The organism is Campylobacter lari (assembly GCF_001017575.1).
Classification (GTDB): Bacteria; Campylobacterota; Campylobacteria; order Campylobacterales; family Campylobacteraceae; genus Campylobacter_D; species Campylobacter_D lari_C.
In genome coordinates this window covers 334,929-359,478 of record NZ_CP011372.1, presented here as the reverse complement: position 1 = coordinate 359,478, position 24,550 = coordinate 334,929, and the positions used below count along the sequence as shown (strand labels likewise).

General features: G+C 30.1%; 24 protein-coding genes and 1 pseudogene. 3 read left to right on the top strand and 22 right to left on the bottom strand.

The features are described 5' to 3' along the window. The 5 genes from nifJ to rplM form a co-directional block, all read right to left on the bottom strand. Nucleotides 1-3,555, bottom strand: a complete 3,555-nt coding sequence (nifJ, locus tag CD56_RS01920) for a pyruvate:ferredoxin (flavodoxin) oxidoreductase (protein ID WP_047208032.1) — start codon at nt 3,553-3,555, stop codon at nt 1-3. Between the two features lie 117 nt (nt 3,556-3,672). Continuing rightward, a complete protein-coding gene (locus CD56_RS01915; RefSeq protein WP_039617658.1) occupies nt 3,673-4,317 on the bottom strand; it encodes an HAD family hydrolase in 645 nt (214 codons plus the stop codon). Nucleotides 4,318-4,320: 3 nt separating this feature from the next. Then, nucleotides 4,321-5,307: an OmpA family protein gene (locus CD56_RS01910; RefSeq protein ID WP_047208031.1), complete on the bottom strand. Its 987-nt coding sequence runs from the start codon at nt 5,305-5,307 to the stop codon at nt 4,321-4,323. A 248-nt stretch (nt 5,308-5,555) separates the two neighbouring features. Next, a complete protein-coding gene (gene rpsI, locus CD56_RS01905; RefSeq protein WP_039617655.1) occupies nt 5,556-5,945 on the bottom strand; it encodes a 30S ribosomal protein S9 in 390 nt (129 codons plus the stop codon). Nucleotides 5,946-5,947: 2 nt separating this feature from the next. Continuing rightward, nucleotides 5,948-6,373 (bottom strand): 50S ribosomal protein L13, encoded by a 426-nt coding sequence (gene rplM / locus CD56_RS01900; protein WP_039617653.1) that lies wholly within the window; start codon nt 6,371-6,373, stop codon nt 5,948-5,950. 188 nt (nt 6,374-6,561) lie between these two features. Here rplM and CD56_RS01895 point away from each other — a divergent pair, with 188 nt between their 5' ends. The 3 genes and pseudogenes from CD56_RS01895 to CD56_RS08500 all read left to right on the top strand — a co-directional run bounded on the left by CD56_RS01895 (nt 6,562) and on the right by CD56_RS08500 (nt 8,312). Then, nucleotides 6,562-7,365: a DnaJ domain-containing protein gene (locus tag CD56_RS01895; protein ID WP_080956326.1), complete on the top strand. Its 804-nt coding sequence runs from the start codon at nt 6,562-6,564 to the stop codon at nt 7,363-7,365. Then, a pseudogene (locus tag CD56_RS01890) lies at nt 7,365-8,024 on the top strand (WG repeat-containing protein); the annotation flags it as partial. The gene CD56_RS01895 and the pseudogene CD56_RS01890, both read left to right, overlap by 1 nt. Before the next feature lie 15 nt (nt 8,025-8,039). After that, nucleotides 8,040-8,312, top strand: coding sequence for a WG repeat-containing protein (locus CD56_RS08500; protein WP_407712417.1), 273 nt, complete (start codon nt 8,040-8,042; stop codon nt 8,310-8,312). Nucleotides 8,313-8,398: 86 nt separating this feature from the next. Here the strand turns inward: CD56_RS08500 and CD56_RS01885 are convergent, their stop codons facing one another. The 17 genes from CD56_RS01885 to CD56_RS01810 all read right to left on the bottom strand — a co-directional run bounded on the left by CD56_RS01885 (nt 8,399) and on the right by CD56_RS01810 (nt 24,530). After that, nucleotides 8,399-10,081, bottom strand: coding sequence for an NERD domain-containing protein (locus CD56_RS01885; protein ID WP_047208030.1), 1,683 nt, complete (start codon nt 10,079-10,081; stop codon nt 8,399-8,401). 9 nt (nt 10,082-10,090) lie between these two features. Continuing rightward, nucleotides 10,091-12,835, bottom strand: coding sequence for a RecB-like helicase (locus CD56_RS01880; protein WP_047208029.1), 2,745 nt, complete (start codon nt 12,833-12,835; stop codon nt 10,091-10,093). After that, entirely contained in the window at nt 12,832-15,219 is a 2,388-nt protein-coding gene (locus tag CD56_RS01875; RefSeq protein WP_047208028.1) for a PD-(D/E)XK nuclease family protein, read from the bottom strand. The genes CD56_RS01880 and CD56_RS01875 overlap by 4 nt, the downstream gene beginning before the upstream one ends. After that, nucleotides 15,219-15,731, bottom strand: coding sequence for a FixH family protein (locus tag CD56_RS01870; RefSeq protein WP_047208027.1), 513 nt, complete (start codon nt 15,729-15,731; stop codon nt 15,219-15,221). The genes CD56_RS01875 and CD56_RS01870 overlap by 1 nt, the downstream gene beginning before the upstream one ends. 2 nt (nt 15,732-15,733) lie before the next feature. After that, entirely contained in the window at nt 15,734-16,309 is a 576-nt protein-coding gene (locus tag CD56_RS01865; RefSeq protein ID WP_039617643.1) for a hypothetical protein, read from the bottom strand. Then, complete coding sequence (locus tag CD56_RS08250) at nt 16,306-16,407, bottom strand: hypothetical protein (RefSeq protein ID WP_087685197.1); 102 nt, start codon at nt 16,405-16,407, stop codon at nt 16,306-16,308. The genes CD56_RS01865 and CD56_RS08250 overlap by 4 nt, the downstream gene beginning before the upstream one ends. 2 nt (nt 16,408-16,409) lie before the next feature. Beyond that, nucleotides 16,410-16,622: a DUF4006 family protein gene (locus CD56_RS01860; RefSeq protein ID WP_039617641.1), complete on the bottom strand. Its 213-nt coding sequence runs from the start codon at nt 16,620-16,622 to the stop codon at nt 16,410-16,412. After that, on the bottom strand, nt 16,622-17,500 hold the full coding sequence (gene ccoP, locus CD56_RS01855; protein ID WP_047208026.1) for a cytochrome-c oxidase, cbb3-type subunit III: 879 nt from the start codon (nt 17,498-17,500) through the stop codon (nt 16,622-16,624). Before ccoP ends, CD56_RS01860 begins: the two co-directional genes overlap by 1 nt. After that, nucleotides 17,500-17,703, bottom strand: a complete 204-nt coding sequence (locus CD56_RS01850; protein WP_039617636.1) for a cytochrome c oxidase, cbb3-type, CcoQ subunit — start codon at nt 17,701-17,703, stop codon at nt 17,500-17,502. Before CD56_RS01850 ends, ccoP begins: the two co-directional genes overlap by 1 nt. Before the next feature lie 8 nt (nt 17,704-17,711). Continuing rightward, the gene (ccoO, locus tag CD56_RS01845; RefSeq protein ID WP_039617633.1) at nt 17,712-18,377 is read right to left on the bottom strand and encodes a cytochrome-c oxidase, cbb3-type subunit II; all 666 of its coding nucleotides are present in this window, start codon (nt 18,375-18,377) and stop codon (nt 17,712-17,714) included. Between the two features lie 11 nt (nt 18,378-18,388). Continuing rightward, a complete protein-coding gene (gene ccoN / locus CD56_RS01840; RefSeq protein ID WP_039617631.1) occupies nt 18,389-19,855 on the bottom strand; it encodes a cytochrome-c oxidase, cbb3-type subunit I in 1,467 nt (488 codons plus the stop codon). Between the two features lie 106 nt (nt 19,856-19,961). Then, nucleotides 19,962-20,624, bottom strand: a complete 663-nt coding sequence (locus CD56_RS01835; RefSeq protein ID WP_047208025.1) for a sulfite exporter TauE/SafE family protein — start codon at nt 20,622-20,624, stop codon at nt 19,962-19,964. Next, complete coding sequence (carA, locus tag CD56_RS01830) at nt 20,621-21,739, bottom strand: glutamine-hydrolyzing carbamoyl-phosphate synthase small subunit (protein ID WP_047208024.1); 1,119 nt, start codon at nt 21,737-21,739, stop codon at nt 20,621-20,623. Before carA ends, CD56_RS01835 begins: the two co-directional genes overlap by 4 nt. Continuing rightward, complete coding sequence (locus CD56_RS01825) at nt 21,736-22,287, bottom strand: DUF507 family protein (RefSeq protein ID WP_039617626.1); 552 nt, start codon at nt 22,285-22,287, stop codon at nt 21,736-21,738. Before CD56_RS01825 ends, carA begins: the two co-directional genes overlap by 4 nt. A gap of 61 nt (nt 22,288-22,348) precedes the next feature. Next, entirely contained in the window at nt 22,349-22,864 is a 516-nt protein-coding gene (locus tag CD56_RS01820) for a MotE family protein (protein ID WP_087689536.1), read from the bottom strand. Then, complete coding sequence (locus CD56_RS01815; protein ID WP_039617622.1) at nt 22,864-23,283, bottom strand: flagellar FliJ family protein; 420 nt, start codon at nt 23,281-23,283, stop codon at nt 22,864-22,866. The genes CD56_RS01820 and CD56_RS01815 overlap by 1 nt, the downstream gene beginning before the upstream one ends. After that, nucleotides 23,280-24,530, bottom strand: a complete 1,251-nt coding sequence (locus CD56_RS01810) for an adenylosuccinate synthase (RefSeq protein ID WP_039617620.1) — start codon at nt 24,528-24,530, stop codon at nt 23,280-23,282. Before CD56_RS01810 ends, CD56_RS01815 begins: the two co-directional genes overlap by 4 nt. Between the last annotated feature and the right edge of the window lie 20 nt (nt 24,531-24,550).

The following is a 24,550-nucleotide window of genomic DNA, read 5'->3' as shown; positions in this document are numbered from 1 at the left end:
TTAATTTTCATTACTAAAATCAGCACTTGCTAGACGTTTAAGTTGTCTATAACGGCGCTGTGCTTCTGCTTTATTTTTTTCAAACAATTCTTTTGCTTGCTCAGGATTTGATTTTTTAAGTGAGCTATAACGTACTTCATTCATTAAAAAGCTTTCATATAAATCCCAATCAGGCTCTTTAGAAGAAATTGTTAAAGGGTTTTTACCTTCAGCTTCCAAACGTGGATCATAAATGTAAGTTGGCCAATATCCACATTTTGTAGCAAGTTCTGCTTGATTTCCTGAATTTCCAAGCCCACCTTTAATACCATGAGCTATACAAGGAGAATAAGCAATAATCAAAGAAGGTCCATCATAAGCTTCTGCCGCCATTACAGCTTTTAGTAGCTGTGCATAGTTTGCATTAGAATTTACCTGAGCTACAAAAATATAGCCATAAGTCATAGCAATTTGGCCTAGATCTTTTTTCTGTACTGGCTTACCTGCTGCAGCAAACTGGGCTACTGAGCCTGTTCTTGAAGATTTAGAGCTTTGACCTCCGGTATTTGAATAAACTTCAGTATCAAGAACTAAAATATTTACATTTTCACCACTTGCTAAAACATGATCAAGCCCACCATAACCTATATCATAAGCCCAACCATCACCACCAAAAATCCAATGTGATTTTTTACTTAAATAGCTTTTAAGCTCTAAAATATCATTTACAGTTTTAATCTGTTTATTTTCTTCTAGCAATGGTACTAACTTATCTCTTAATTCTAAAGAAGCTTTAGAATCTTCTTTATTTGCAATCCATTCTTTATATAATGCAGAAAGTGCATTAGGAACTTCTTGCATACTTTCATTCATAATTTGCTCTATTTTATGTCTTGTTGTTTCAGTTGCTATTTTCATACCAAGACCAAATTCAGCATTATCTTCAAATAAAGAATTACCCCAAGCAGGTCCATGACCATTTTTATTACTTTTTCTATATGGAGTTGAAGGAGCTGAACCACCATAAATAGAACTACAACCTGTTGCATTAGCAATAATCATTCTTTCACCAAATAATCTAGTGATTAAAGTGATATAAGGAGTTTCCCCACAACCTGGACACGCACCATGGAATTCAAATAAAGGTTGAGCAAATTGAATACCTTTTGCATTTTCTCTATTTAAGATATTATCTTTATAACTTACTTTTTTGAATAAATAGTCTGCATTTTCTTGCTCACCATGATCAAGCTCTTCACCTAGTGGTACCATTACTAAAGATTTTTCTTTAGTAGGACACTCATGCACACAAAGCTCACAACCTGTACAATCAAGCGGTGAAACTTGAATTTTGAAATTCAATTTTTGATCTTTTACGCCTTTTGCGTTTAAGCTATGTTCTTTCACGCCTGCTGGAGCATTTTCTAATTCTTTTTCATCTATTAAAAATGGTCTAATAACTGCATGTGGACATACTGAGGCACATTGGTTACACTGAATACAATTAGTTTCTATCCATCTTGGCACCATAACACCGACGCCTCTTTTTTCATACTCAGTAGTACCATGCTCAAAACTACCATCTTCATAGCCCAAAAATGCTGAAACTGGTAAATCATCACCCTTAGCTGCATTCATAGGTTTTGCGATTTTTTCAACAAACTCGGTGCCTTTATAAGCTATAGTTTCTTCTTTTGCTTCATCAGCTAAATTTGCCCAAGAAGGATCAATATCAACTTTTACAAGTCCATCTGCACCTACATCAATAGCTTTATAATTCATCTCAACTATAGCATCACCTTTTTTGCTATATGATTTATAAGCTAATTCTTTCATATATTTTTGTGCATCTTCAAAAGGAATGATATTAGCAAGTTTGAAAAATGCTGATTGCATGATTGTATTTGTTCTACTACCTAGTCCTATTTCCCTAGCAAGTTTTGTAGCATTAATGATATAAAAATTAATTTCTTTTTGCGCTAAAACTCTCTTAACTGCGTTAGGAATTTTTTTAATAGTTTCTTCTGCACTCCAAATACTATTTAAAAGGAAAGTTCCACCTTTTCTAATACCCGCTAAAACATCATAAATTTCTAAATAAGCAGCCACTGAACACGCTACAAAATGCGGAGTAGAAACTAAATAAGTTGAAGTAATAGGCTTTTTAGAAAATCTCAAGTGACTTCTAGTGTAACCACCTGATTTTTTAGAATCATAAGCAAAATAAGCTTGCGCATAAAAGTCTGTTTTATCCCCTATAATTTTAATAGAGTTTTTGTTTGCACCTACAGTACCATCAGCACCAAGCCCATAGAATAAACACTCTATAGTACTCTCATCACCTAAAGAAATTTTTTCTCCCACAGGTAATGAAGTAAAAGTCACATCATCATTAATTCCTATAGTGAAACCATCTTTTGGATTAGCTAGATTTAGGTTTTCAAAAACCGCTAAAAGTTGAGCAGGATCTACATCTTTTGAAGAAAGTCCATATCTACCACCAACGATTAAAGGTGCTTTTTCTTTTCCATAATATGCACTTTTTAAATCCAAATAAAGTGGCTCGCCTAAACTTCCTGGCTCTTTAGTTCTATCTAAAACAGCTATTTTTTCAACACTTTGAGGCATTACATCAAATAAATATTTTAAACTAAATGGTCTATATAAATGAACTTTTAAAACCCCTACTTTTTCGCCTTTGTTGTTTAGATGATCTACAACCTCTTTTAAAGCTTCAGTCACTGAACCCATTGCTACTACAATGCGTGTTGCATTTTTATCCCCATAATATACAAAAGGCTTGTATTCTCTTCCTGTAATTTTTGAAATTTCTTGCATATATTCATTAACAATATCAGGAATAGCTTCATAGTATTTATTTGCTAACTCTCTTGTTTGAAAATAAATATCATCATTTTGAGCCGTACCTCTTGTTTTTGGATTTTCTGGATTTAGACAGGAATTTCTAAATTCTAACAAAGCCTCACGATCTAATAAGCGATCAAAATGCGCATAATCCATTACTTCGATTTTTTGAATTTCATGGCTCGTTCTAAAACCATCAAAAAAATGCATAAAAGGCACTCTACCTTTAATAGCTGCTAAATGTGCAACACCTGCTAAATCCATACTTTCTTGCACAGAATGTGAGCAAAGCATAGCAAAACCTGTTTGTCTTGCAGCATAAACATCTTGATGATCTCCAAAAATAGACAATGCTTGAGAAGCTAAAGCCCTAGCTGCCACATGGATAACCCCAGGTAAAAGCTGACCTGCGATTTTATACATATTTGGTATTTTTAATAAAAGCCCTTGAGAGGCTGTATAAGTAGTAGTTAAAGCACCTGCTTGTAAAGAACCATGAACTGTCCCTGCCGCTCCTGCTTCACTTTGCATTTCCACAACTTTAACCGGTACTCCAAAAAGATTTTTTTTACCTTGAGAAGCCCATATATCAGTATAATCTGCCATAGGAGAGCTTGGGGTAATAGGATAAATTCCAGCAACCTCTGTGAATGCATAGGCAGCATAAGCTGCTGCTTCGTTACCATCCATTGTTTTCATTATTTTACTCATTTAATTATCCTTATAATTAAAATAATTACTTAAAATCAATAGCTACTTTATCTTTAATTGTCTTAAACAATGATAAAAATTTTTTATTATTTATATGTATAGGGTTTGAATGTGAAATTATCGGATATTTTTTATATGTTTTACAGCTTCATAAGTATTTTCAAAAAGTGGAATTTTAAATTTAGCTAAACTTTCCTTGCTTTCATAACCACTACTTACTGCTATGGGTTTGATACCCGCATTACAAGCTGCTTGGATATCCAAATGAGTATCTCCTATCATAAATGCATTTTCTTTGCTTTTAGATAATTTTTCTAAAGCTAACAAAATGGGTTCAGCGTTTGGTTTTGGGTAAGTTACATCATCTCTACCTATGATAACTTTAAAATACTCTCCTATACCCAAATGATCAAGCAAAGGTTTGGAAAATTTAGAACTTTTAGTCGTTACAACGGCTAAATCAGCAAATAAACTAGCCTCATATACACTTTCTTTTGCCAAAGAAAGCAAAGAAGTTTGCTCTATATAGATTTTTTGATATACGCTTCTGTAGGCATTAATATACTCACTTGTTTTTTCTTTTGGCACTCCAAGTTTTTCAAAAGCTACATCTAAAGGAAAGCCTATTAAAGCTTTAATGGCTTCATGATCTCTTAAAGGCTCGCCAAAAGCTTTAAAAGCAGCATCAAATCCATCCAAAATGGCACTTGTAGAGTCTATCAAAGTGCCATCTAAGTCAAATAAAATTGTCTTTTTTAACAAAGCTCACTCTTTAATGAAAAATTTTGCTTCCACGCGTCTATTTTGCGCACGACCTTCTTTAGTATCATTGCTTGCTTTTGGTTTGTCAAAACCATAGCCTTTAGTTGCAATTTTTTCTTTAGCAACACCTGATTTTTCAAGTTCTTTTGCAACTGCCTTAGCACGCTCTAATGATAATTTTTGATTATAAGTTTTAGAGCCTGTGCTATCTGTGTGACCTTCTAAAATAGTATAATATTGTGGATTTTCTTCTAAAACCTTACCTACTTCTTGGATTTTTTGTGCAAATTCAGGGTTTATACTAATTTGATCAAAACCAAAATGCCCTTCAAGTGCTATTGTTTTTTCACAACCTATATGATCAAGCAAAGCACCCTTTCTTGGCTCTGGACATGATTTATCTATTTGTTTTGCTTGTGGTTTTTCTTCGATTTGTTTAGTTGCAGTTTGAGGAGCTTTTGGAGCTTTATTGCCAAAATAAAAACTCAAGCCAACACTAGAAATCAAATTATGTTCACCATTATTGAATTTAATTTGATCTCTTGCTTCAAGTCTTAAAGCTAAGTCTTCGCCAAGTGCAAATTTAAAACCCGCACCATATTGAGCAAACATACCGCTTTTATTTTCATAAGCTCCATGGCTTAAATACTCATAACCCGTTCCCAACAAACCATATAAATATACATGATTAGCTAGATCAATTCCTTTAATAGCATTTACATAAAATCTTGAAACACTAGTATCTGTATGTGTATTATCGTTTGGATTATTATATTTTGCATTATCATAATACTCTAAGCCAAGCTCAGCTTGATCTATCCATAAATCATCATAATGATAACCAAATCTTAAACCCACTCCACCATAATTTTTAAGATCTAAATTTCCTTCTGGGGTTGTATAGTTAAAGGTTGGAGTGATTTCTATTTTACTAGCATCAAAAGCAAACAAAACACTAGCTAAACTAACTAATCCTATAATTTTTTTCATAAACTATCCTTAAATAATGAAAATAAATGGGGTATTATATAAAAAGAAGATTAAAATAAAATAAGCCCCTTTTGGGAAAGGGGCTTAAATTTACTACAAAAAGGAGGTTTCCCTGATCGGACTTTGAAATTATAAAAGTTTATTCTAAACAAAAAATCCTTTGATTTTAAACAAAACAAAAATATATGAAAAAATGTGATTTTAAAAATAAAAGAGAGAGTGGATCCAAAAAATGGATCCAAAAAAAATTAACGTTTAGAGAATTGCGGGCTTCTTCTTGCTTTTCTGCGACCGTATTTTTTACGCTCAACAGTTCTACTATCTCTAGTAAGAAGTCCTTTTGGTTTTAATAATGCTCTAAAATCTGCATCCATAGCAGCTAAAGCTCTTGAAATACCATGTCTTAAAGCTTCAGCTTGAGCGCTATATCCACCGCCTAAAGTTGTTGCTTTAATATCCATAGAAGTTTCTTGTTTAGTTACTAATAAAGGCTGAACTACTTTTAATTTTATAGCTTCATGTCCGCCAAGCCAAGTGTTTAAATCCATACCATTAACGATGATTTTACCACTACCAGCTTTTACCCAAACTTTAGCTACAGCGGTTTTTCTTTTACCTGTTGCGTATGTTGTTGCCATGATTATTTTCCTTTATTAGCAATTTGAGCAGTATGAGGATGTTCGCTACCTGCATAAATTTTTAATTTTTTAAGCATAGCTCTACCTAGATTTGTTTTAGGTAGCATACCACGAACTGCTAATTTATATAATTTAACTGGATTTTTTTCTAATAAATCACCAAATTTTTCACTTTTTACGCTTCCAAAATACCCTGAATGTCTGTGGTATAGTTTATCTTCTGCTTTATTTGCACCTGTGAAAACTGCTTTAGAAGCATTGATAATGATTACATAATCTCCACAATCAACATTTGGAGTATAGCAAGGTTTATTTTTACCTCTTAAAATAGTCGCTACTTCTGTTAAAAGACGACCAAAACGCTTTCCTTCAGCGTCTAAAACGATCCATTCGCGTTTTACTTCGTTTGGCTTTGTTATCTTTGTCATCATCTTACCTTTGCCAAAAATTTTTTTAGAAATGAGATTATAATTATTTTAGCTTAATTAATACTTAATTTAAGAATACTTAAAGCTTAAATATTTTGATTAATTCTTGCAGATAAAAGTAAAATAGCACATTTTAAGTAAGTTCTTTATAAAATAACTTTTTATTATATTAAAAATAAGGTTTTATTTTGTTTTCTTTAAAATTTAAAACTCAAGAATATAGAATTTGCAAGCATTGTTCAGAATTTAATCCTGATAAAGACGCTAAATTTTGTATATTTTGCGGAAAAGAATTATACCATGTTGCAAGACAAAAATTTGATTATATTTATAGTAAAAATCCTGCTATCATGGTTGCTTTTTTGGCAAAAGTTGCCAAAGTAGATAATAAAATCATTACTCAAGATTTATCTAAATTTATATCTTCTTTGCTTGATAAGATAGAAATGTTTTATACTAAAGAGTATAGTGGCTTTAGAAATACTTATGCAAGTATTTTTGAGTATGAGAAAAGTCAAGGAAGAAGCATTAGTGAGCTTTGCTCTAACATACGCATAAGCAAGGAAGAAGCGGATTTTCTTATATGTTTATTGCTTGATCTAATATATTATGATAAACAAATGAGTGCAAATGAAAACACCTTAATGGAAAATATCATCATAGGACTTGGATTAAACCTCATAAGCTTTAGAGAAATAAAAATAAGATATGAACAAATTTATAATTTCACACATGAAAACACTCAACAAAAACAAGAAAAACACCAAGATGAAATAAAAATCACCCTAGAACAAGCCTATGAAATTTTAAATTCTCATCCAAATGATGATTTTGAAAGTATAAAGAAAAATTATAGAAAACTAGCTAAAGAATACCACTATGATAATCTTCATTCTAAAGAGCTTCCACCTGAACTTTTAAAGATAGCTCAAGAGATGATGAAAAAGATCAATCTAGCCTATAAAATCATAAAACAAGCAAGGGGTGAATGATGCTTATTTGCAAGCGCTGTAATATGAAAAATTTAGATGTAGCTAAATTTTGTAAAGAATGTGGAAGTAATGAACTATACGATCCACAAGCAAAAGAAAAACTAAAAAAAGAAAGACAAAGACAAGAAGAATTAAAAAAATTAGAAGAAGAAAGAAAAAAGAAAATCGAAAAAGAGATAAAAATAGCCCAAGAAGAAAGAGAAAAGAAACTCAAACAAAGAAAAGAATTCATCACAAAACACAAAAGTAAAATCATAGCTAGTGCGATAATTTTGTTTTTGATAGCTTTAGCTAGTGTGTATCAGTATTTTTACGGTGGAAAATATAGCCGAATTTACATAAGCGAACTTGAAAGTAAATGCCACAGCGATGAAGCAAGTTGTAAAATACTCCAAGCTATCTACAAAGAAAAATGTGATAAGGGAGATAGTAAAGCTTGCATAAGTGCTTATATACACAAACATAAGGATCTAAGAGCTATCAAAGATAATAATCAGTGGAATTTAGTCAATGAAAATAATAAAATTTTAGTTGAAAATGTATTTGATTATATGTGGAGTTTTAGTGAAGGTTTGGCTGGTGTTAAACTGAATGGTAAATGGGGTTTTATTGATACAAGTGGAAAAATTGCAATAGAACCTAAATTTGATTTTATCGGAAATTTTTATGAAAAAATGGCAGCTGTTAAACTGAATGGTAAATGGGGTTTTATTGATACAAGTGGAAAAATTGCAATAGAACCTAAATTTGATTTTGCTTTGAGTTTTAATGAAGGTTTGGCTAGAGTTAAACTGAATGATAAATGGGGTTTTATAGATAAAAATGGGGAAATTGTAATAAAACCTATATTTGATGATGCTTGGAATTTTAGTGAAGGTTTAGCAGGAGTTTTACTAAACGGAAAATGGGTATATATTGACAAAAAAGGTAATATTATAAAAGATTAAATTATCATACTAGGGTTGAAAAATAAAAAAATAATACAAGAAAAACTTTAGAAATTTAAAACAATTGAGAATGGCTGTAAATTATGCTACATCCATTCTTTAGAATATTCTAAATATTTTTTATTGTTATTTAATACCACTAAAGCTTCTTTAGCTCTTGTTAATGCAACATAGGTTCTAAAATCATTACAAATACTACTTTTATTTTCACTAATATAAATAATTACTTTGTTTTCCATACCTTTAAAACTATTTATGGTGGATATTGTCACAGCATCACTTTCTAACGAGAAATCATCTTTATTATCAAACATATGTTCAATGTTTATATTGTTTTTAACTAAAAAACACATCATGCTATGCCCTATATTTTTATTGGGTACTAAAATGCTTATATCTTTTAGTTTATATTTCTCATTTATGAAAAACCTACAATAATATAAAATTTTATCATACAGATCTTTTTCTTCAATATTCTCCCAAACCAACGAATACAAATCTAAAGTATTTTCATTTATGATAATTTCTGAATTTAAAAAATCACCAAAGTTCTTATCAGGATGATTTTCTAAATAATCCTTTAAGAATGTTTCAAAAAATAGATTAGTCTTGTGAATTAAGCTTGGCAAACGGGTAGATCTTTTCACTTCTTTTAAAACAGCCCAAGCGCCTTTAAATTTGTATTTATATCCACCCATACTTTCTTCAATCCATGATACACTTCTGTTATATAAATTTTGTCTATCATCAGCTGCTAATAAAACTTCACTATTTTCATCTAAAAAATAAAGCAAAATATCAAACCACTCTTTTTTAAAATCTTGTGCTTCATCTATTAATATTGCATCGTATTTTCTATTTTTCGAATTTGATTTTTTTTCTTGAAGTTTTAAAACCTGCTCTATTAAAGCACATTCATATAAATCAAAATTATTGCCATATTTTTTTACTTCTAATCCATTTTCTTCTACATATAATTTAATAAATTCATGAAAATGATTATATTCTATAAATTTCCATTCAAAATCTTTGCATGTTTTATTTATTTGGTCTCTTATATATCTTTTTAATGTTCTATTAAAACAAATAATTAATACTTTTTTGTTAGCTATTGCTATATTTACCGCTTTTTGTGCAACAACCAAGGTTTTTCCACTCCCTGCAACCCCTTTTAATCTTCTCCATGTTTTTGGAGTATGTTCTATAAGTCTTTTTTGTTGTTGTGTTAAATTTATATATTCTCCATTTTCTTTTTTGTGTTTTTTTGGAAGTAAAAAATCTCTTATTTCGTTTGGTGATTTAATAAAGCTATTTGGATAATTTATTATAAATTTAATTAAGTTATATTTTTTATCACATCCAAAAATTTCAATACCTCTTTCCCCTATAAAGTCAATGACATCTTGGGTGCAGCTATTATAAAAATAATGAATACAAATAGCAGGAAGTTGCTTAAAATAATTAAATTGAGTTTTATATCTTCTAAGCTGAGAATTTGGATTAGCTATTTCAGAACGTCCATCATTAGTATATTTATAATATTTATTCTTTTTACTATCTTTTTCAAATCTTTCTAATTTCCAATCTTTAATTTCGATAATAAATACACCTTTATGCTCGTGAAAAAGAATAATATCAGGTCTATTTCCATTCAAATTAGGTTGGACATAAATTTCATAATCCTCTGGTAAATTATCATTTAAATATTTAATTAAGAATTTTTCACCATCAGTAGATTTATAATTTGAATTTACAATAAAACATCTCATACAATTTCCTTAAACCTCCACTATCTCCACTTTATTTTTTAAAATATACACCAAAAAAGCCTTAGTAGAAGTCTTGGCTAAGATTTTTTCTATGGCTTCTTTGTAAAGTAAAACTTGCTTCTTATGCTCGTTTAAATTTAAGCCTGTTTTATAGTCTATAATGATGGCTTCATTATCATCAAATGCAAGCATATCAAGTTGTTTTTGTTCGCCTTTATAAGTGATGATTTGCTCTTTTAGTAGCTTTTTACCCACTAAAAGCGCGTTAAAGCTCTCATCTTTTAAAAGCATAGTAAGTCTTTTAAAAAGCTCATTAAAACCTTCATCATCTAAGTAAAAACGATATTTTTTATACACCATTTGCTTGCAAAATTCAAAATTACTTTTAGTGTTAAAGTCAAAATATTGCAAAAACTCATGCAAAGCCAAGCCAAAATGTATTTGCGTGCTTGAAAGATGACTTTTTACTTTAACTTCTTGCAAATTTACCTTTTGAAATTCTTCAAAGCTCTCTATTTGTTCTAAATTTTCTAAAGGCTCATTTGTTTGAATAAGCTGTTCTTCTATAATGCCTATTTGTTTTTCTTCATAGTCTTGAAAATAGCTCTTAAAGGTTTTAAAACTCTCATCGTTTTTTACAATAAAAAGAGAGTTTTTAGCTCTGGTAAGGGCTACATATAGACAATTTATCTCATCTTCTGCTTGAAGTTTTTCTCTTTTAGCTAAAAAGGCATTGTAATTTTCATCTTCAAGATATTTTCTAGCACTGTGTCGGTATTTTACTTCCCAACCTTGCTCTAAATCATACTCAAACATTAAAGTTTCATTATCTGGAGCTTTTTTACTAAGTCTATCAAGTACGATTAAATTTTCAAATTCAAGCCCCTTAGACTTATGCACGGTCATAATACTTACTCCATCATCTTGAGCTTGCAAAGACTTTAGCTCACATGGAGCAAATAAAAAATCAAAGAAATTATCAAAAGTGCTTGCATACTCTAAGTATGCGATGAGATTAACATCGCTTAAATCAAGCTTTAAAACATGTACTAAGTATTTTAAAATCTCACTTACACTACGGTTTAAATCAAGTGTTATAAGCTCAAGTTCTTTTTCTAAAATACTACTTGCAAAGTACAAGCTAAACTCATCTTTAAGCACACAAGCCTTTGCATACTCAAAAAGCACTCTTACGCTAATACAATCCATCAAAGCTACATTGCTTTGCGTATAAGCTTTAATGTTATTTTCTTCAAGAAATTCTTTCATTAAAGTAGCATCTTTATTAATCCACACCAAAATGCAAATTTCACTAAGCTTTATGCCTTTTTCTAAAAGCTTTTGAATGATCTTTAAAACTTCTTTACCACTTGCTTCATGCAAAGAACTTTTTGGTGGGATATGATTTTGCAAAACTTCCACATATCCACCTTCTTTAATGCTTTTTTGCAAAGTAAAGCTAGGATTTAAAAAGCTATCAAAAAATTTATCTTTAAAAACTTCATTTACATAATCAACAATGATTTTTTTACTGCGATAATTAGTATCTAAATGCTCTAATTTAATTTGCGGAAAGTCTTTTAAAAGCTTATCAAAAAGCTCTTTTTTACCCCCTCTAAAACCATATATACTTTGCTTTTTATCTCCTACATAAAAAAAGCTTCTGTTTTTTTTCGCTCCCTCACCTGAAACAAGCTCAGCAATGATGGGTTTTAAAATTTGATACTGCAAAACATTAGTATCTTGAAATTCGTCGATTAATAAATGCGAAATATAGCCATCAAGCCTAAAATAAATCAAATCTTTATTAGTTTCATCACTAATTAACTCATAAGTTTTTAAAGCTATATCTGAAAAAGTCAATGCATTTTGCTTGGCATTGTTTTCATTTCTTGCTTCTTTAAAATGCTTCAAAAGCTTTGCAAGCATACTTATGCGGTAATTTTCCATTTGAGTAAAATACTCTTTTGCGCTTTGTAAAAACTCTGCTCTTTTTTGTAAAAATTCACTATCGATGACTTTTACAAAATATTTTTTATCTAAATCACAGATGATAGGTTTAGTAAAGAAATCTTCTATGTTTTCAAATTCGAAATTTTTTTGATAGTTTTTATCTGTGCTTAAATTTCTTGCATAAGCTATAAACTCACTTAAGCTTTTTTCTAAAAAAGTTTTATTTGGAAAATGTGCATTTTGTATAGATTTTATCTCACAAGATCTTTCATACAAGCTTTCAAGATTTTGTAAAAAATCATTTTTACTTTTTGTTTGGACAATGTAATAAGCCAAAGCCCTTAATTCTTCTTCGTCTAATTTAGCGATGAAATTTTTATAACTATCTTGACTTTCTATAATGTCAAAATCACTCATAAGACCTAAATTTAAAGCAAAAGAACGAATAATTTGCGAAAAAAAGCTGTCAAAAGTGTAGATATTAAGCTTGGATCTTAAAAATTCCTCTTTATATTTTTCTCTTAAAGCTATAAGCTCATCTTTGCTTTTACCTAGCATTTTCATAAGCTCATTACACTCTGCTTTATTTTCTCCATTTTCAAGCACATCAAATTCTAAAAAGGTTTTAAAAACTCTTTCTTTCATTTCACTTGTAGCTTTATTAGTAAAAGTAAGGGCTAAAATTTCATTAATCTTAGCTCCCATTAAAACCAAAGCTACAAAACGCACACTTAATGCAAAAGTTTTTCCACTTCCTGCGCTAGCTTCCAAAGCTAAAAAAGGCTTAAAATGATAACTCAAAGCTTAAACTCCTTTTTATAAAGCATGGTATAAGGGCTATAGGTATTGTCATTTTTTTGATTAAAAAATTCTTTTTCCAAAGGTTCTTTAGCAAGCTCATTAAGTAAATCTTTCAGTTCTTGTACGCTCTTACTTTTAGCATTTTCATGTATGATTTTGATATTTTTAAGATCATAAAAACAAGCTTTTGTATTTAATAAGGCATTTTGACTTTCTAATAAAAACTTATAAAAAGCAAGTTGATAAGACTTTTCATCTGCCTTGCCACTTTTATAATCTATAATCAATCTTTCATTGCCATTATTATCTACTCTATCTAAAAAGCCTATGGTATAAATTTTCACTCCATTTTCTGCAATAAATTCTTTTCTTGGTGGATTAAATTCACATTTTTCTACCACATAACCTTGCTTAAAATGCTCATTTTCAAGTGTTTGAAATTCTTTAAATATAGTTTGTATTAAAGCTAAATTTAGTGCATCAACTCGGTATTGCTTAATGCTTTTTGCCACTTGCATAAAAACTTCATAATCAAAATGATTTTTAGATTTTTGTGTATAATAAAGCTCTAAAGCCTTATGGATAAAACTCCCCAACTCATTTGCTCTAAGTGTATCATCTAAAGTCTTTGGCTCTTTTAATCTTAAAACATACTTATAATAATAATCCAAACCATAATACACAAGAAGATGAAATCTTGAAAAAGAAAGATCGCTTTGAAAATAATCGTGTTTTGCTTTAATACTTACAATAGGTTCAAGGTTAAAAGTACATGGATAAGTTTGAAAATATTTCACATAAGCATTATTGCTATAAGTTTTATCTTCATAAAGTGGAAGTTCAAGTTCATTTAAAAATCTTGATTTGATTTTTTCTTCATTTTCTACATAAGAAATTCCAACTAATTTTGCCTTGGCTATTAAAGTATAATAATAATGTCTTTGTAAATTTTCTCTTTGAGCATGAGTGATAAGTCCTGCTTTTTTACGAATTTCATTATTTAAAAATAACTCGCTTGAAACTCTTTTTGGGATAAACTCATCATTAAAATCAACTATAATTACCCCATCATATCTAAGTCCCCTACTTTCTAAAAGTCCCATTACAGTAACTTCACCACCACCAACACTGCTTAATTTTATACCATCAATTTGCATAAAAAATAATTCTAAAATTTGCACAAAGCTTAACTTGTGTGTTTTTATAAGCTCTTTGATAAAAACAAGCTCTTGATGTATATAATTTTTTAATTCCTCTTCACTATCTTCTAGCAAATTAAAAATAAAATTCTCAAAAAAATCATAAGAAATATTTTCATCAAAAAGCTTTTTAAACTCTGTAAAATCAACATTAGAAGAAAAAAAGTGTAAATTGCACAAATGTTTATTTAAATTACACCTTTCATAAAAATCTTCATTTTCATCATACTCAAACTCATCATCTTGAGCACTTTCATATAAAGACTTTAATCTATGATAAAAAAGTGTGTTTTTAATACTTTCTCCACTTGCATAGTTTAAAACATTATTTTTATCATAAAGTCTTAAAATATCTACAAAATTCTCATCAGGAGTAATCACTACAATATCTTTTGCACAAATACCCGCTTTTAAAAAAGAATTAATTTTTTCAAAAACAAAAGCAGCTTGTAAAGATCTTAAGTGAAAACTTTTATAACTAATCTTACTTTCTTTAAAAAAGCACTCTTCTTTTAAAATTGTTTTTTGATTTACATCAAACAAATAAGCATAATTTTCTTTAAGAGAAAGTCCTTGTAAAAAGCTAAGAGTATTTAAAAAATCTTTATTAAATTTAGTGCAATTAAACTGTACTTTAAGAGGAAGTATTTCCTTAACTTTTAACAAAAGCTCTACTTCAAAAGCATTTAAAAAACCTTGAAAATCAAAAACAATCTCATCATAATTTTTTAAAAAATCATTATTAATTTCATAATCTAGTGGCAAAGAAATATCATCATATAAATTTTGTTCTTTTAATAAAGCAAGATAATTTTTAAAAAGCTCTTCTAAAATTTGCAAATGCTCATCATACTGAGCATAAGCATCGTGAAATTTTAATGAGTTGATATCTTTTTTTTCTAAACTAAGCTCTTTAAAGAAACTAAATAAATAAGCATTATTCTTTAAGAAAGCAAAAAAATTACTCGGTATTTTTAAACTTTGCTCTAAATTTTTAGTTTGCTCGCAAGCCTTTTTCATCAAAAGCAAACATTCATAATGAGTTGCTTGAAAATATGGAGAAAAAACTAATTTTTGCATAAATTCGGCTATACTCATAGCCGGTTCTACTAAACTATCAATCTGTAGTTTTTTCTCATAATATTTTCTTAAAGCTCTTAGTGAGCTAAATACAAAAAGTTTCATTATCTAGTTTGTAAAAAGAATTTAAAAAATCCTACACTATTTTCATCTTGAGCGATTTTTAAAAGTATTTGCCAAACACCTTTTTCTTTGATATTAAAATCAAACACCAAATCACTTCCTTCTAATCTTGCTTGTAAATTTTCATCATTTTCATTTGTATGTGGGCGTGAAAGTAAAGTTTGAATTTGAAGCTTACTTAAGTCATAATCTTTTAAATTTTCAATAGCAATTCTCAGCTCATTTTGCCCTTCATTGATATAATAAACTTTATTTTTCTTATGCACAAAGCTTTCTTTATCTTTAATGCTTAGCTTAAAATTTTCATCAAAAGTCTTTTGTCTGTTTTGAATTTCATTATAATTTAACTCAACATTTTGATAAGAATCAAAATAAAAATTATCTTCATACACAGGGGCTTTGCTTGCAATAAAAATCGTAACAATACAAGCTGTAACAATAAGCCCCAAAGAAATCAAAATACCATAAGGCCAAAATGTTTTCTTATTTTCCATTTTTATTTTCTCCTTTTGATTTTTCTTTGAACTAGCATTAAAATTGCAACACATAAAAAGCCATAAATTAAAATTCTCATGATATTTAAAGTATCACGGTTTGAGTTTCCATAAAAAGGCTTTATATTAAAATGATTTGCCACTTGATCGGCAATATCTGCATAACCATTTAAAATAGCAGCATTATAAATATCTTTTTGTTTAGGATTTGCAAGTATAGGTAAAATCGTTCCTTTTTCAGGATAAGGACTTAAAACACCTTCTTTATCAAAATACTTCATAGCATCATCACTTGCAAGTATATCTACCTTATGCGAAGCTTTGGAAAAAACAAGTAAAATATATGGTTTACTCAAATTAGCTTCATAGCTTTTTAAACTTTCAAAATCTTTCTTATCACTTAAGGCTAAAGCGATATTCACACCAGTTAACTCATGAATTTGTTTCGAACTTAAAGTGATGTTTTGTTCTATTGCAGTGTTTAAGATGTTATCATTTAATAATATTTCAGCATGCAAGAAATTAGTAAAACAAATAAAGATGGCGGTTAAAAAACCGCCTTTAAATATATTTTTCATCCTATAAAAAGATGATTTACAGTTAAAACCGACCAAGCAGTAATTCCTGCTGCTACAACTAAGCCAGCTATGATTAAGTATTCAAGAACTTTTGCCATAATCATTCCTTTATGATGATATGTTCTTCTCTTTTAGAGTCAAACATTTTAATTTGCTCTGCATTTTCTATTTTATAAGGTTTTTGCATAACATCTTGCTGAGTTTTAAGACCCCAAACAGTAAGTCCAGCTAAAATCGATAACAATAAAACAGTTGCTATTAACATTCCACTAACGCCTGAAAGTGAAAATACACATCTATTTGAATTTTCCATTATTCACCCCTTGAAAGAGAAATCACATATTCACTAACTGCTTCTTTTTGAAGCTCATTTAACAACCCATTGTTAAAATGAGGCATTACCCCTATACTTCCTGCTTTACCACGATTTAAAACATCTACTACAAATTCAGCACTGCCATATTTTGTTAAATCTGGAGCTACTAACTGACCATCAATAGTTCCTTTTCCATCTTCACCATGACATACTGTACAAGTTACAAAAAGTTCTTTTCCTTTTGCTATAAGTTGAGGATTTTCAGTTTTTTTAATCGCTGAAATTTCAGAAGCAACATAAGCTGCAATTGCAGGAATATCAGCTTCATCTATACCATTATCCGCTGAGCTTAACATCTCGCCCATAGGATAATTCATACCTTTAGAACCTTTAGTAATTACTTCTATAAGTCCTTCTTCTGAGCCCCAAATATTAAGATTTTGTGCTTTTCCATTAATACCATCACCGGTAATTCCATGACAAGAAGAACATTGAACCAAGAAAATATTTTTACCCATTTCTTGTTTATCTTGTGCACTTAAATTTGCAAATTTCTGCGCAAATTTCTCATTATGTGCTTGCACTTCTTTGTTATACTCACCAATTTGAGAATAGCTATTTAAAGGATATCCCCAAAGAAAATACCATATACACCACACTATAGCCAAGAAAAATACAACAGCCCAGCCAAGTGGTATAGGATTTTTAAACTCGCCTATACCATCCCAACTATGCTCACTTAGTTCGCCTTGGCTTTTTTCTTCTTTCATACTTTTAAACAATTTTCCTACCACAACTAGTGTAATCAAGATGATAAGAATTGCTCCAATAAAAGATAACAAATTAACATTATCTTGTAAATTCAACCATTGCATTAAGCACTCCTTTTATTTTGCTCTAAAACACGATCGCTGATTTCATCATGCAGTGCTAAATCAGCGTATTTTTCATAGTTTCTTCTACCTGTCTTTTCAGATCTATACAAATGAAACCAATAAGAATACAAAACCACCACTAAAAATACTACAAGAGCAAAAAAACCATAAGCCTGTAGCTCTCTTATTAGTTCTAAATCCATAGTTTTTCCTATTTTAAGCTATTAAGATACGCGATTATAGCTACAATTTCTCTAATTTCACCTCTAGCAAACGCATCTTTAACATCTTGGTTTTTCATTTGATCTACTATAGCTTGAGCTTCTGCCTTAACTTCTGCTTGAGCTTCTTCCCAAGTGCCAAGTTTTGTACCATTTTCAGCATCATAAGGTACATTGAAAACTTTTTTTACAGTTAGTGCTTCCGCATAAGCTGTTTCTATGTTTGCATTATTACTAAACATATGCTTATAGGCTGGCATAATAGAACCAGGTACTACAGATACTGGATCCCACATATGATTTTCATGCCAATCAGTGGTTCTAAAATTTCCTACACGCAATAAATCAGGTCCTGTTCTTTTTGAACCCCATAAAAATGGTCTATCATAAGCATATTCACCGCTAACTGAATACATACCATAACGATCTGTTTCTGATTTAAAAGGACGAATAAGTTGCGAATGGCATGCATTACAACTTTCTTTAATATAAGCATGACGTCCTGCAAGTTGTAAAACAGTGTAAGGTTTTTTACCTTCAATTGGTCTTGCATTTTGTGCAAAATCAGGTAAAACCTCCACAATACCTGCATATGCAATTACAATAAATACTGCTACAGCAAAAAAGAATGGATTTTTTTCTAACCAACTAAACATATTTTTCCTCCTTATGCTGCCATAGGTGAAGCACTTTTTGGTTCTTTATCAAGCACTCTACCCACTGAAATTGATTTATAAATATTATAAACAAACATGAAAAATCCTACTAAGTATAACAAGCCACCCACAGCTCTAATCCAATAATAAGGAATAATAGCTTCAACAGTATCGATGAAAGTATAAAGTAAGTTACCATACTCATCTGTAGCTCTCCACATCATACCTTGAGTAATACCTGCTATCCACATAGAACTAAAATATAGTACTATACCTGTGGTTTGAATCCAAAATTGAGCCTCCATTAATGATTTGCTATATAGCTCTCTTTTAAACATTCTAGGTACCATGTGATAAAGCGCAGCCATAGTCATAAAGCCAACCCAACCTAAAGTACCATCATGAACGTGACCTGGAATCCAATCTGTAAAGTGTGCCAACGCATTAACTGATTTAATAGAAAGAATAGGACCTTCTAAAGTTGAGAACATGTAGAAAGTTGAAGCTAAAATCATAAATTTAATCAATGGACTTTCTCTTAATTGACTCCACTCACCTTTCATAGTAAGCAAGATATTAATTGCTGAACCCCAAGAAGGTAAAATAAGAACAATTGAGAAAACTGAGCCCATAGTTTGCATCCAATCAGGTACAGTAGAATAAATTAAATGGTGTCCACCTGCCCATAGATAAACAAACATTAAGCCCCAAAACGCAAATAAAGATAATTTATAAGAGAAAATTGGCTGACCGCTTTCTTTTGGTAAGAAATAATAAATTTGAGCAATAATACCAACAGTGAATACAAATGCAACAGCATTGTGTCCATACCACCATTGAACTAATGCATCATTTGTTCCTGCATACATAGAAACACTATGCCACCAATCACCCATTCCACTTACAAAGTATGTTGGTACAGCCATATTATTAAATAGATAAAGCATTGCTATACCTAAGAAGGTAGCTATATAATACCAAAGTGAAACATATAAAGTTTTTTCACGGCGAATTCCGATAAGCCCAAAAATACTTACACCCCATAAAACCCAAACTAAAACTACCAATATATCAAGTGGCCATTCAAGTTCTGCGTATTCTTTTGAAGTACTAACACCTGCAAATAAAGTGATAACAGCTATAATCATAGTGATCATATAAAGCCAAAAATGCAATTTACCAATAAACATTAAAAAGCTTGATTCTGCCATACTAACTTTTAGCACACGTTGACCAATATAATACCAAGTAGCCCAAATTCCTGAGAGCATAAAACCAAAAATTACACCTGAAGTGTGTAATGGTCTAAGTCTTGAAAAAGTACCATACTCACCAGCTAAATAGTTTAAATCCGGATAAGCCATTTGAAAGGCAATAAGCGTTCCAATAGCCATACCAATAACACCAAACAATAAGGTAGCAAACATAAAATATTTAGCGACCGTATAGTCATAGTTTAATGCATTTCCTGGGTGCATTTCCTCTCCTTAATTTTTTTTCTGCAATTATGCAATCTTTATATTATATGATAACTAATATCTTTTTTAGCTTAAAAATTATGTTTATTAATTATCTGTTAATAAATTACCTTGTAAGCATAAAGCCTGTATATGAAAAATACACTCCATATAAAAAGATTAATAAGTAAGAAATCAAACTAGCTGTTTTTTGGAATTTTTCACTCAGTGTTTTAGAAAAATAAGCAAAAAATACCAATGCAGGCAAGGTTGAAAGTCCAAAAACAAGCATAATCAATGCTGCTAAATAAACATTTTGTACACTCATTCCAAAAGCTATATAAAAATATACTAAGCCACAAGGCACAAAGCCATTTAAAAAGCCTAAAAAAATAGTACTTTTTAAAGACTTGTTTTGAATTAATCTTGAAATGCTTTTTTTAATGACATAATCAAAAATTAAAGAGCTTTCAAAAAAAACTAACAATTTTCCTTTAAAAATTAAAGCACAAGCCAAAATCATCATAAAAAGCCCAATAATAAAAAACATTACACCTTTTGCAAATTCATTAAAAGAAAATAAATTTCCAAAAATTCCAAAAAATACACCTAAGCAAACATAAGCAAAAATTCGAGATAAATGATAAGAGAAAATCAAAAGAGAAAAAGGAAGTTTGATTTGCTTTGAAAGCTGAGTATAAGCTAAAACAAAGCCTCCACACATTCCATAGCAATGTCCAAAGCTCGAAAGAAAAGCTATACTCGCTAAAGCAATAAAATCTAAATTCACAAAAGCTCTAAAAATTCTTTAAAAATATACTTGCTCTCATGTGGCCCTGATGAGCTTTCTGGATGGTGCTGTACTGATATAATAGGATAATTTTTATATCTTACACCCTCTACATTATCACCAAATAAATTTCTATGGGTAATTGTTGCAACCTCTGCTATTTCTTCAGGAACATTATAGTTGTGATTTTGTGCTGTAATTTCTACTGTGTTATTTGTAAGATTGATTACTGGATGATTTGCACCGTGTTGACCAAATTTCATCTTATAAGTTTCATAACCAAAAGCATTACTTAGAAGTTGGTGCCCCAAACAAATACCTAGCATAGGAATTCTTGCTTCTGCTAATTTTTTAATCTCTGCAATTTCATTTTTTAAAATTCTTGGCTCACCTGGCCCATTGGATAAAAACACCCCATGAATTACACCTTTTTGATATAAATCAATCAAATCTTTTGCCTTGGTATTATAAGGAAAAACTTCTACTTCAAGTCCTACGCTTACAAGCTCATTTAAAATATTTTCTTTTACACCATAATCAATCACAGCTACTTTTTTACCACTTGCTTTTACGTTCTCATAAGCTTTTTTACTATGATCCCAAGCACCTTTACTATGCTTATAAGAGTTTTTAGTGCTAACTTGAGCTACATAATTTACCTCATCAATTTTAGCACTAGAAAGAAGCATTTTCTTAAGTTCTTCTTTGTCTTTGATTTCAGTAGAAATAACAGCTCTTAAATTTCCTTGATCTCTAATCATTTTAACTAAAAATCTAGTATCAATTTCGCAAAGTCCTATTTTTCCATGTTTTTTTAAATAAGCACTCAAAGAATCATTGGCTCTAAAATTTGAATAATCTTCATTTAGCTCTCTTATAATCATGCCGCTAGCAAAAACTTCTTTGCTTTCGTTATCCTCATCATTAACACCAACTATACCAATTTCTGGCATTGAAAAAACTACAAATTGACCCGCATATGAAGGATCAGAAATAATCTCTTGATAACCAGTTAAAGAGGTATTAAAAACAAGTTCGCCAAAAAAAGTTCCACCTTCTCCAAAAGCTTTTGCGCTTAAAAAAACATCGTTTTCTATATAAATATATGCTTTCATAAAAGTCCCTTTTTTCTAAGCTCTTCTTGGTAAAGCTTTTCAAATACTAATTCATATTCCTCAGAACCTGGGATAAGCTTTCTTTTATAATTTGAAATTTTTTCATAAACCAAATCTTCTAAATTTTCATACTCTTTTAAATAAGACATAATACTCGAGAAAATGAGATTTTTCACACGATTTTCTGATACATTGTAATTTATCAAATCTTCTTCTACTAAATTTTCTAAAATTTTGTGAGAAAGGTTATTGTATCTATCTTCACTATCAAGCATAAATTTAAACTCATTTGCCAATTTTTTCTTAATCATCCAAAACATACTTTTTCTATCTATTTGCATAAACTCAATTTCATCTTCTTGACTTTCTAAAAGCTCTTTTGCCTTTTCATCAAGCTTACGTTCATTTAAAACATCTATTTCTATAATTTCTTTTGCTATTTTTAAAAGCTTTTGACTATCATCTTTAATTTTTACAAAAGAAGAGTGCATTAAATCAAGTATTATTTTATTTGCTATATAAGGTATGTGAGCTGGTTTGATACGCATTTATTCACCTTTTTATTTTTATTGAAATAATACTAAAAAAAAGGTAAAAACTGCTTAAAACTTACTGCGAACTTGCATTTTGATCTAAATTTTTCAAAAGCAGTGTTAAATCCGAAGCTTTTTTAGGTTCCATTTTTGCCATAATAGATGAAATTTTTCTAGGATCTAATGAAAGTAGAATTTTTGAAGCTTCATCAGGTTCCATTTCACTTAATATACCTGCAACAGCCACATCTTTCATTTTTGCATAGATTTCTGTAATACGCCCCATGGTTTTATCATTAATCGCTTGAAGATTTTGCCTAGTCGCTTCTAATATACGCTCATTTTGTTCTTTTAGGCTTTTAATTTGTTCTAAACTTGCATTAATATCAGCTTCTTTTTGTATTAAAGCTTGCATTTTTTCTTTTTGTAAAGCTTCAAAAGATGCTCTATAAGCTTCCAAGCTCTGTTTTGCTTCATCATATTCTCTAATTTGTTCTTGCATTTGCTCTTTTCTTGCTTCAAAATATTGCTCGCAATTTTGCTGTGCATTTACAAAATTTAAAAAAATTAATAAAAATATTATTTTTTTCATTATTTATCCTTATTAAAATGTCTTGTTATAGCAAGCTCGTCTATAAATTTTTCCTCTTCTTTTTGTAAAGCCTTTTGAATCTTTTTTAATTCTTCATTTTCTAAAACTTTGATTTTTTCAAATTCCAAATGAGCTTTTTTATATAAATGCTGATGGTGCGCTAATTCTTTTTTGGTTAAATCTAATTTTTGTTTAACTCTTTGCTTGCCCTCTCTTGCGATTTCTTGCATTTTTAAAGACGATCTTAACAAAGCTATCGAACCCTTTTCGGCCAAAGTTAAGCTTTCGCAAGTTTTTGAGGCTTCTTTAAGCTCTTCTTCACACTGCAAAAGCTTTTGTCTTGTTTTGGTTAAATTTGCTTCTGCTTTATCAAGCTGTTGTTTTCTAAGCTTAATCACAGAAGAATATTTGCTTTTCATAAAATGATAGTATCTTCTCTTTCAGGGCTTGTAGAGATATAGCCTACTTTAACACCACTTAATTCTTCTAAACGTTTAATGTATTTTTTGGCATTTTCAGGTAACAAATCATAATCCCTAATCCCTGCAACTTTGTCCCAACCTTCCATTACTTCATAAATAGGTTTAGCATTTTCTAAATCACAAGGTACATAATCTATTTCTTGTCCCTTATACTCATAAGCTTTACAAATTTTAACACTTTCAAAACCATCTAATACATCAAGTTTCATTAATGATAAAGTATCTAAGCCATTTAATCTTGCGGTATATCTTACCGCAACCGCATCAAACCAACCACATCTTCTTTTTCTACCTGTACTTACACCGATTTCTTTACCAATAAGCCCTATTTTTTCACCATCTTCACCTAAATCTTCACTTGGAAAAGCTCCATTTCCCACTCTTGTTGTATAAGCTTTTACTATACCTATAACTTTTCCAATTTCTTTTGGATTTAACCCCAAACCACTTAAAGCTCCAGCTGAAATAGTTGTTGAACTAGTAACATAAGGATAAGTTCCATGGTCAATATCAAGCATTGATCCTTGCGCACCTTCTAATAATACTTTTTTATCCTCATCTAAAGCTTTCCAAAGCATTCTTGTAGTATCTGTAATATATGGTGCCAATACCTCTTTAAAGCGTTTTAAATCTTTTAAGATTTCATCATAACTAGGCATTGCGATACCCAAAGCATCAAAATAAGTTTTTTTAAGTTCAAAATCTTTCATTAAATTTTCACAAAGTTTTTCAGGCTCCAGCAACTCCCCTACTCTATGTCCATTACGACTTATTTTATCTTCATAACTTGGTCCTATACCTTTGCCTGTTGTACCTATAGCTTTATCGCCTTTAAGTCTTTCTCTTGCTTGATCAATTAAAGCATGGTGGTTTAAATTTAAATGAGCCCTATCACTTATAAATAATCTTCCTTCTAAATTTTCAAATTGAGCCATTTCACTAATTAATACATCAGGATTAACCACAACCCCATTTCCTATAACATTAATACATTGCTTATTTAAAACACCTGATGGCATTAAATGTAAAGCATATCTTATACCATCAACCCATATAGTGTGACCTGCATTATGTCCACCTGCACTCCTGCAAACATAATCATAATTTTCGCATAGTTTATCAACTATCTTACCTTTACCCTCATCACCCCATTGGATACCAACGACAATATCTGCTTTACTCATAAAAACTCCATTTTGACTTA

Bases quoted from the DNA above. Each gene is read 5' to 3' on its own strand.
- nifJ (WP_047208032.1), bottom strand. From the start codon at position 3,555: ATGAGTAAAATAATGAAAACAATGGATGGTAACGAAGCAGCAGCTTAT.
- CD56_RS01910 (WP_047208031.1), bottom strand. From the start codon at position 5,307: ATGAAAAAAATTATAGGATTAGTTAGTTTAGCTAGTGTTTTGTTTGCT.
- rpsI (WP_039617655.1), bottom strand. From the start codon at position 5,945: ATGGCAACAACATACGCAACAGGTAAAAGAAAAACCGCTGTAGCTAAA.
- rplM (WP_039617653.1), bottom strand. From the start codon at position 6,373: ATGACAAAGATAACAAAGCCAAACGAAGTAAAACGCGAATGGATCGTT.
- CD56_RS08500 (WP_407712417.1), top strand. From the start codon at position 8,040: ATGGCAGCTGTTAAACTGAATGGTAAATGGGGTTTTATTGATACAAGT.
- CD56_RS01885 (WP_047208030.1), bottom strand. From the start codon at position 10,081: ATGAGATGTTTTATTGTAAATTCAAATTATAAATCTACTGATGGTGAA.
- CD56_RS01875 (WP_047208028.1), bottom strand. From the start codon at position 15,219: ATGAAACTTTTTGTATTTAGCTCACTAAGAGCTTTAAGAAAATATTAT.
- CD56_RS01870 (WP_047208027.1), bottom strand. From the start codon at position 15,731: ATGGAAAATAAGAAAACATTTTGGCCTTATGGTATTTTGATTTCTTTG.
- CD56_RS01865 (WP_039617643.1), bottom strand. From the start codon at position 16,309: ATGAAAAATATATTTAAAGGCGGTTTTTTAACCGCCATCTTTATTTGT.
- CD56_RS08250 (WP_087685197.1), bottom strand. From the start codon at position 16,407: ATGGCAAAAGTTCTTGAATACTTAATCATAGCTGGCTTAGTTGTAGCA.
- CD56_RS01860 (WP_039617641.1), bottom strand. From the start codon at position 16,622: ATGGAAAATTCAAATAGATGTGTATTTTCACTTTCAGGCGTTAGTGGA.
- ccoP (WP_047208026.1), bottom strand. From the start codon at position 17,500: ATGCAATGGTTGAATTTACAAGATAATGTTAATTTGTTATCTTTTATT.
- CD56_RS01850 (WP_039617636.1), bottom strand. From the start codon at position 17,703: ATGGATTTAGAACTAATAAGAGAGCTACAGGCTTATGGTTTTTTTGCT.
- ccoO (WP_039617633.1), bottom strand. From the start codon at position 18,377: ATGTTTAGTTGGTTAGAAAAAAATCCATTCTTTTTTGCTGTAGCAGTA.
- ccoN (WP_039617631.1), bottom strand. From the start codon at position 19,855: ATGCACCCAGGAAATGCATTAAACTATGACTATACGGTCGCTAAATAT.
- carA (WP_047208024.1), bottom strand. From the start codon at position 21,739: ATGAAAGCATATATTTATATAGAAAACGATGTTTTTTTAAGCGCAAAA.
- CD56_RS01825 (WP_039617626.1), bottom strand. From the start codon at position 22,287: ATGCGTATCAAACCAGCTCACATACCTTATATAGCAAATAAAATAATA.
- CD56_RS01820 (WP_087689536.1), bottom strand. From the start codon at position 22,864: ATGAAAAAAATAATATTTTTATTAATTTTTTTAAATTTTGTAAATGCA.
- CD56_RS01815 (WP_039617622.1), bottom strand. From the start codon at position 23,283: ATGAAAAGCAAATATTCTTCTGTGATTAAGCTTAGAAAACAACAGCTT.
- CD56_RS01810 (WP_039617620.1), bottom strand. From the start codon at position 24,530: ATGAGTAAAGCAGATATTGTCGTTGGTATCCAATGGGGTGATGAGGGT.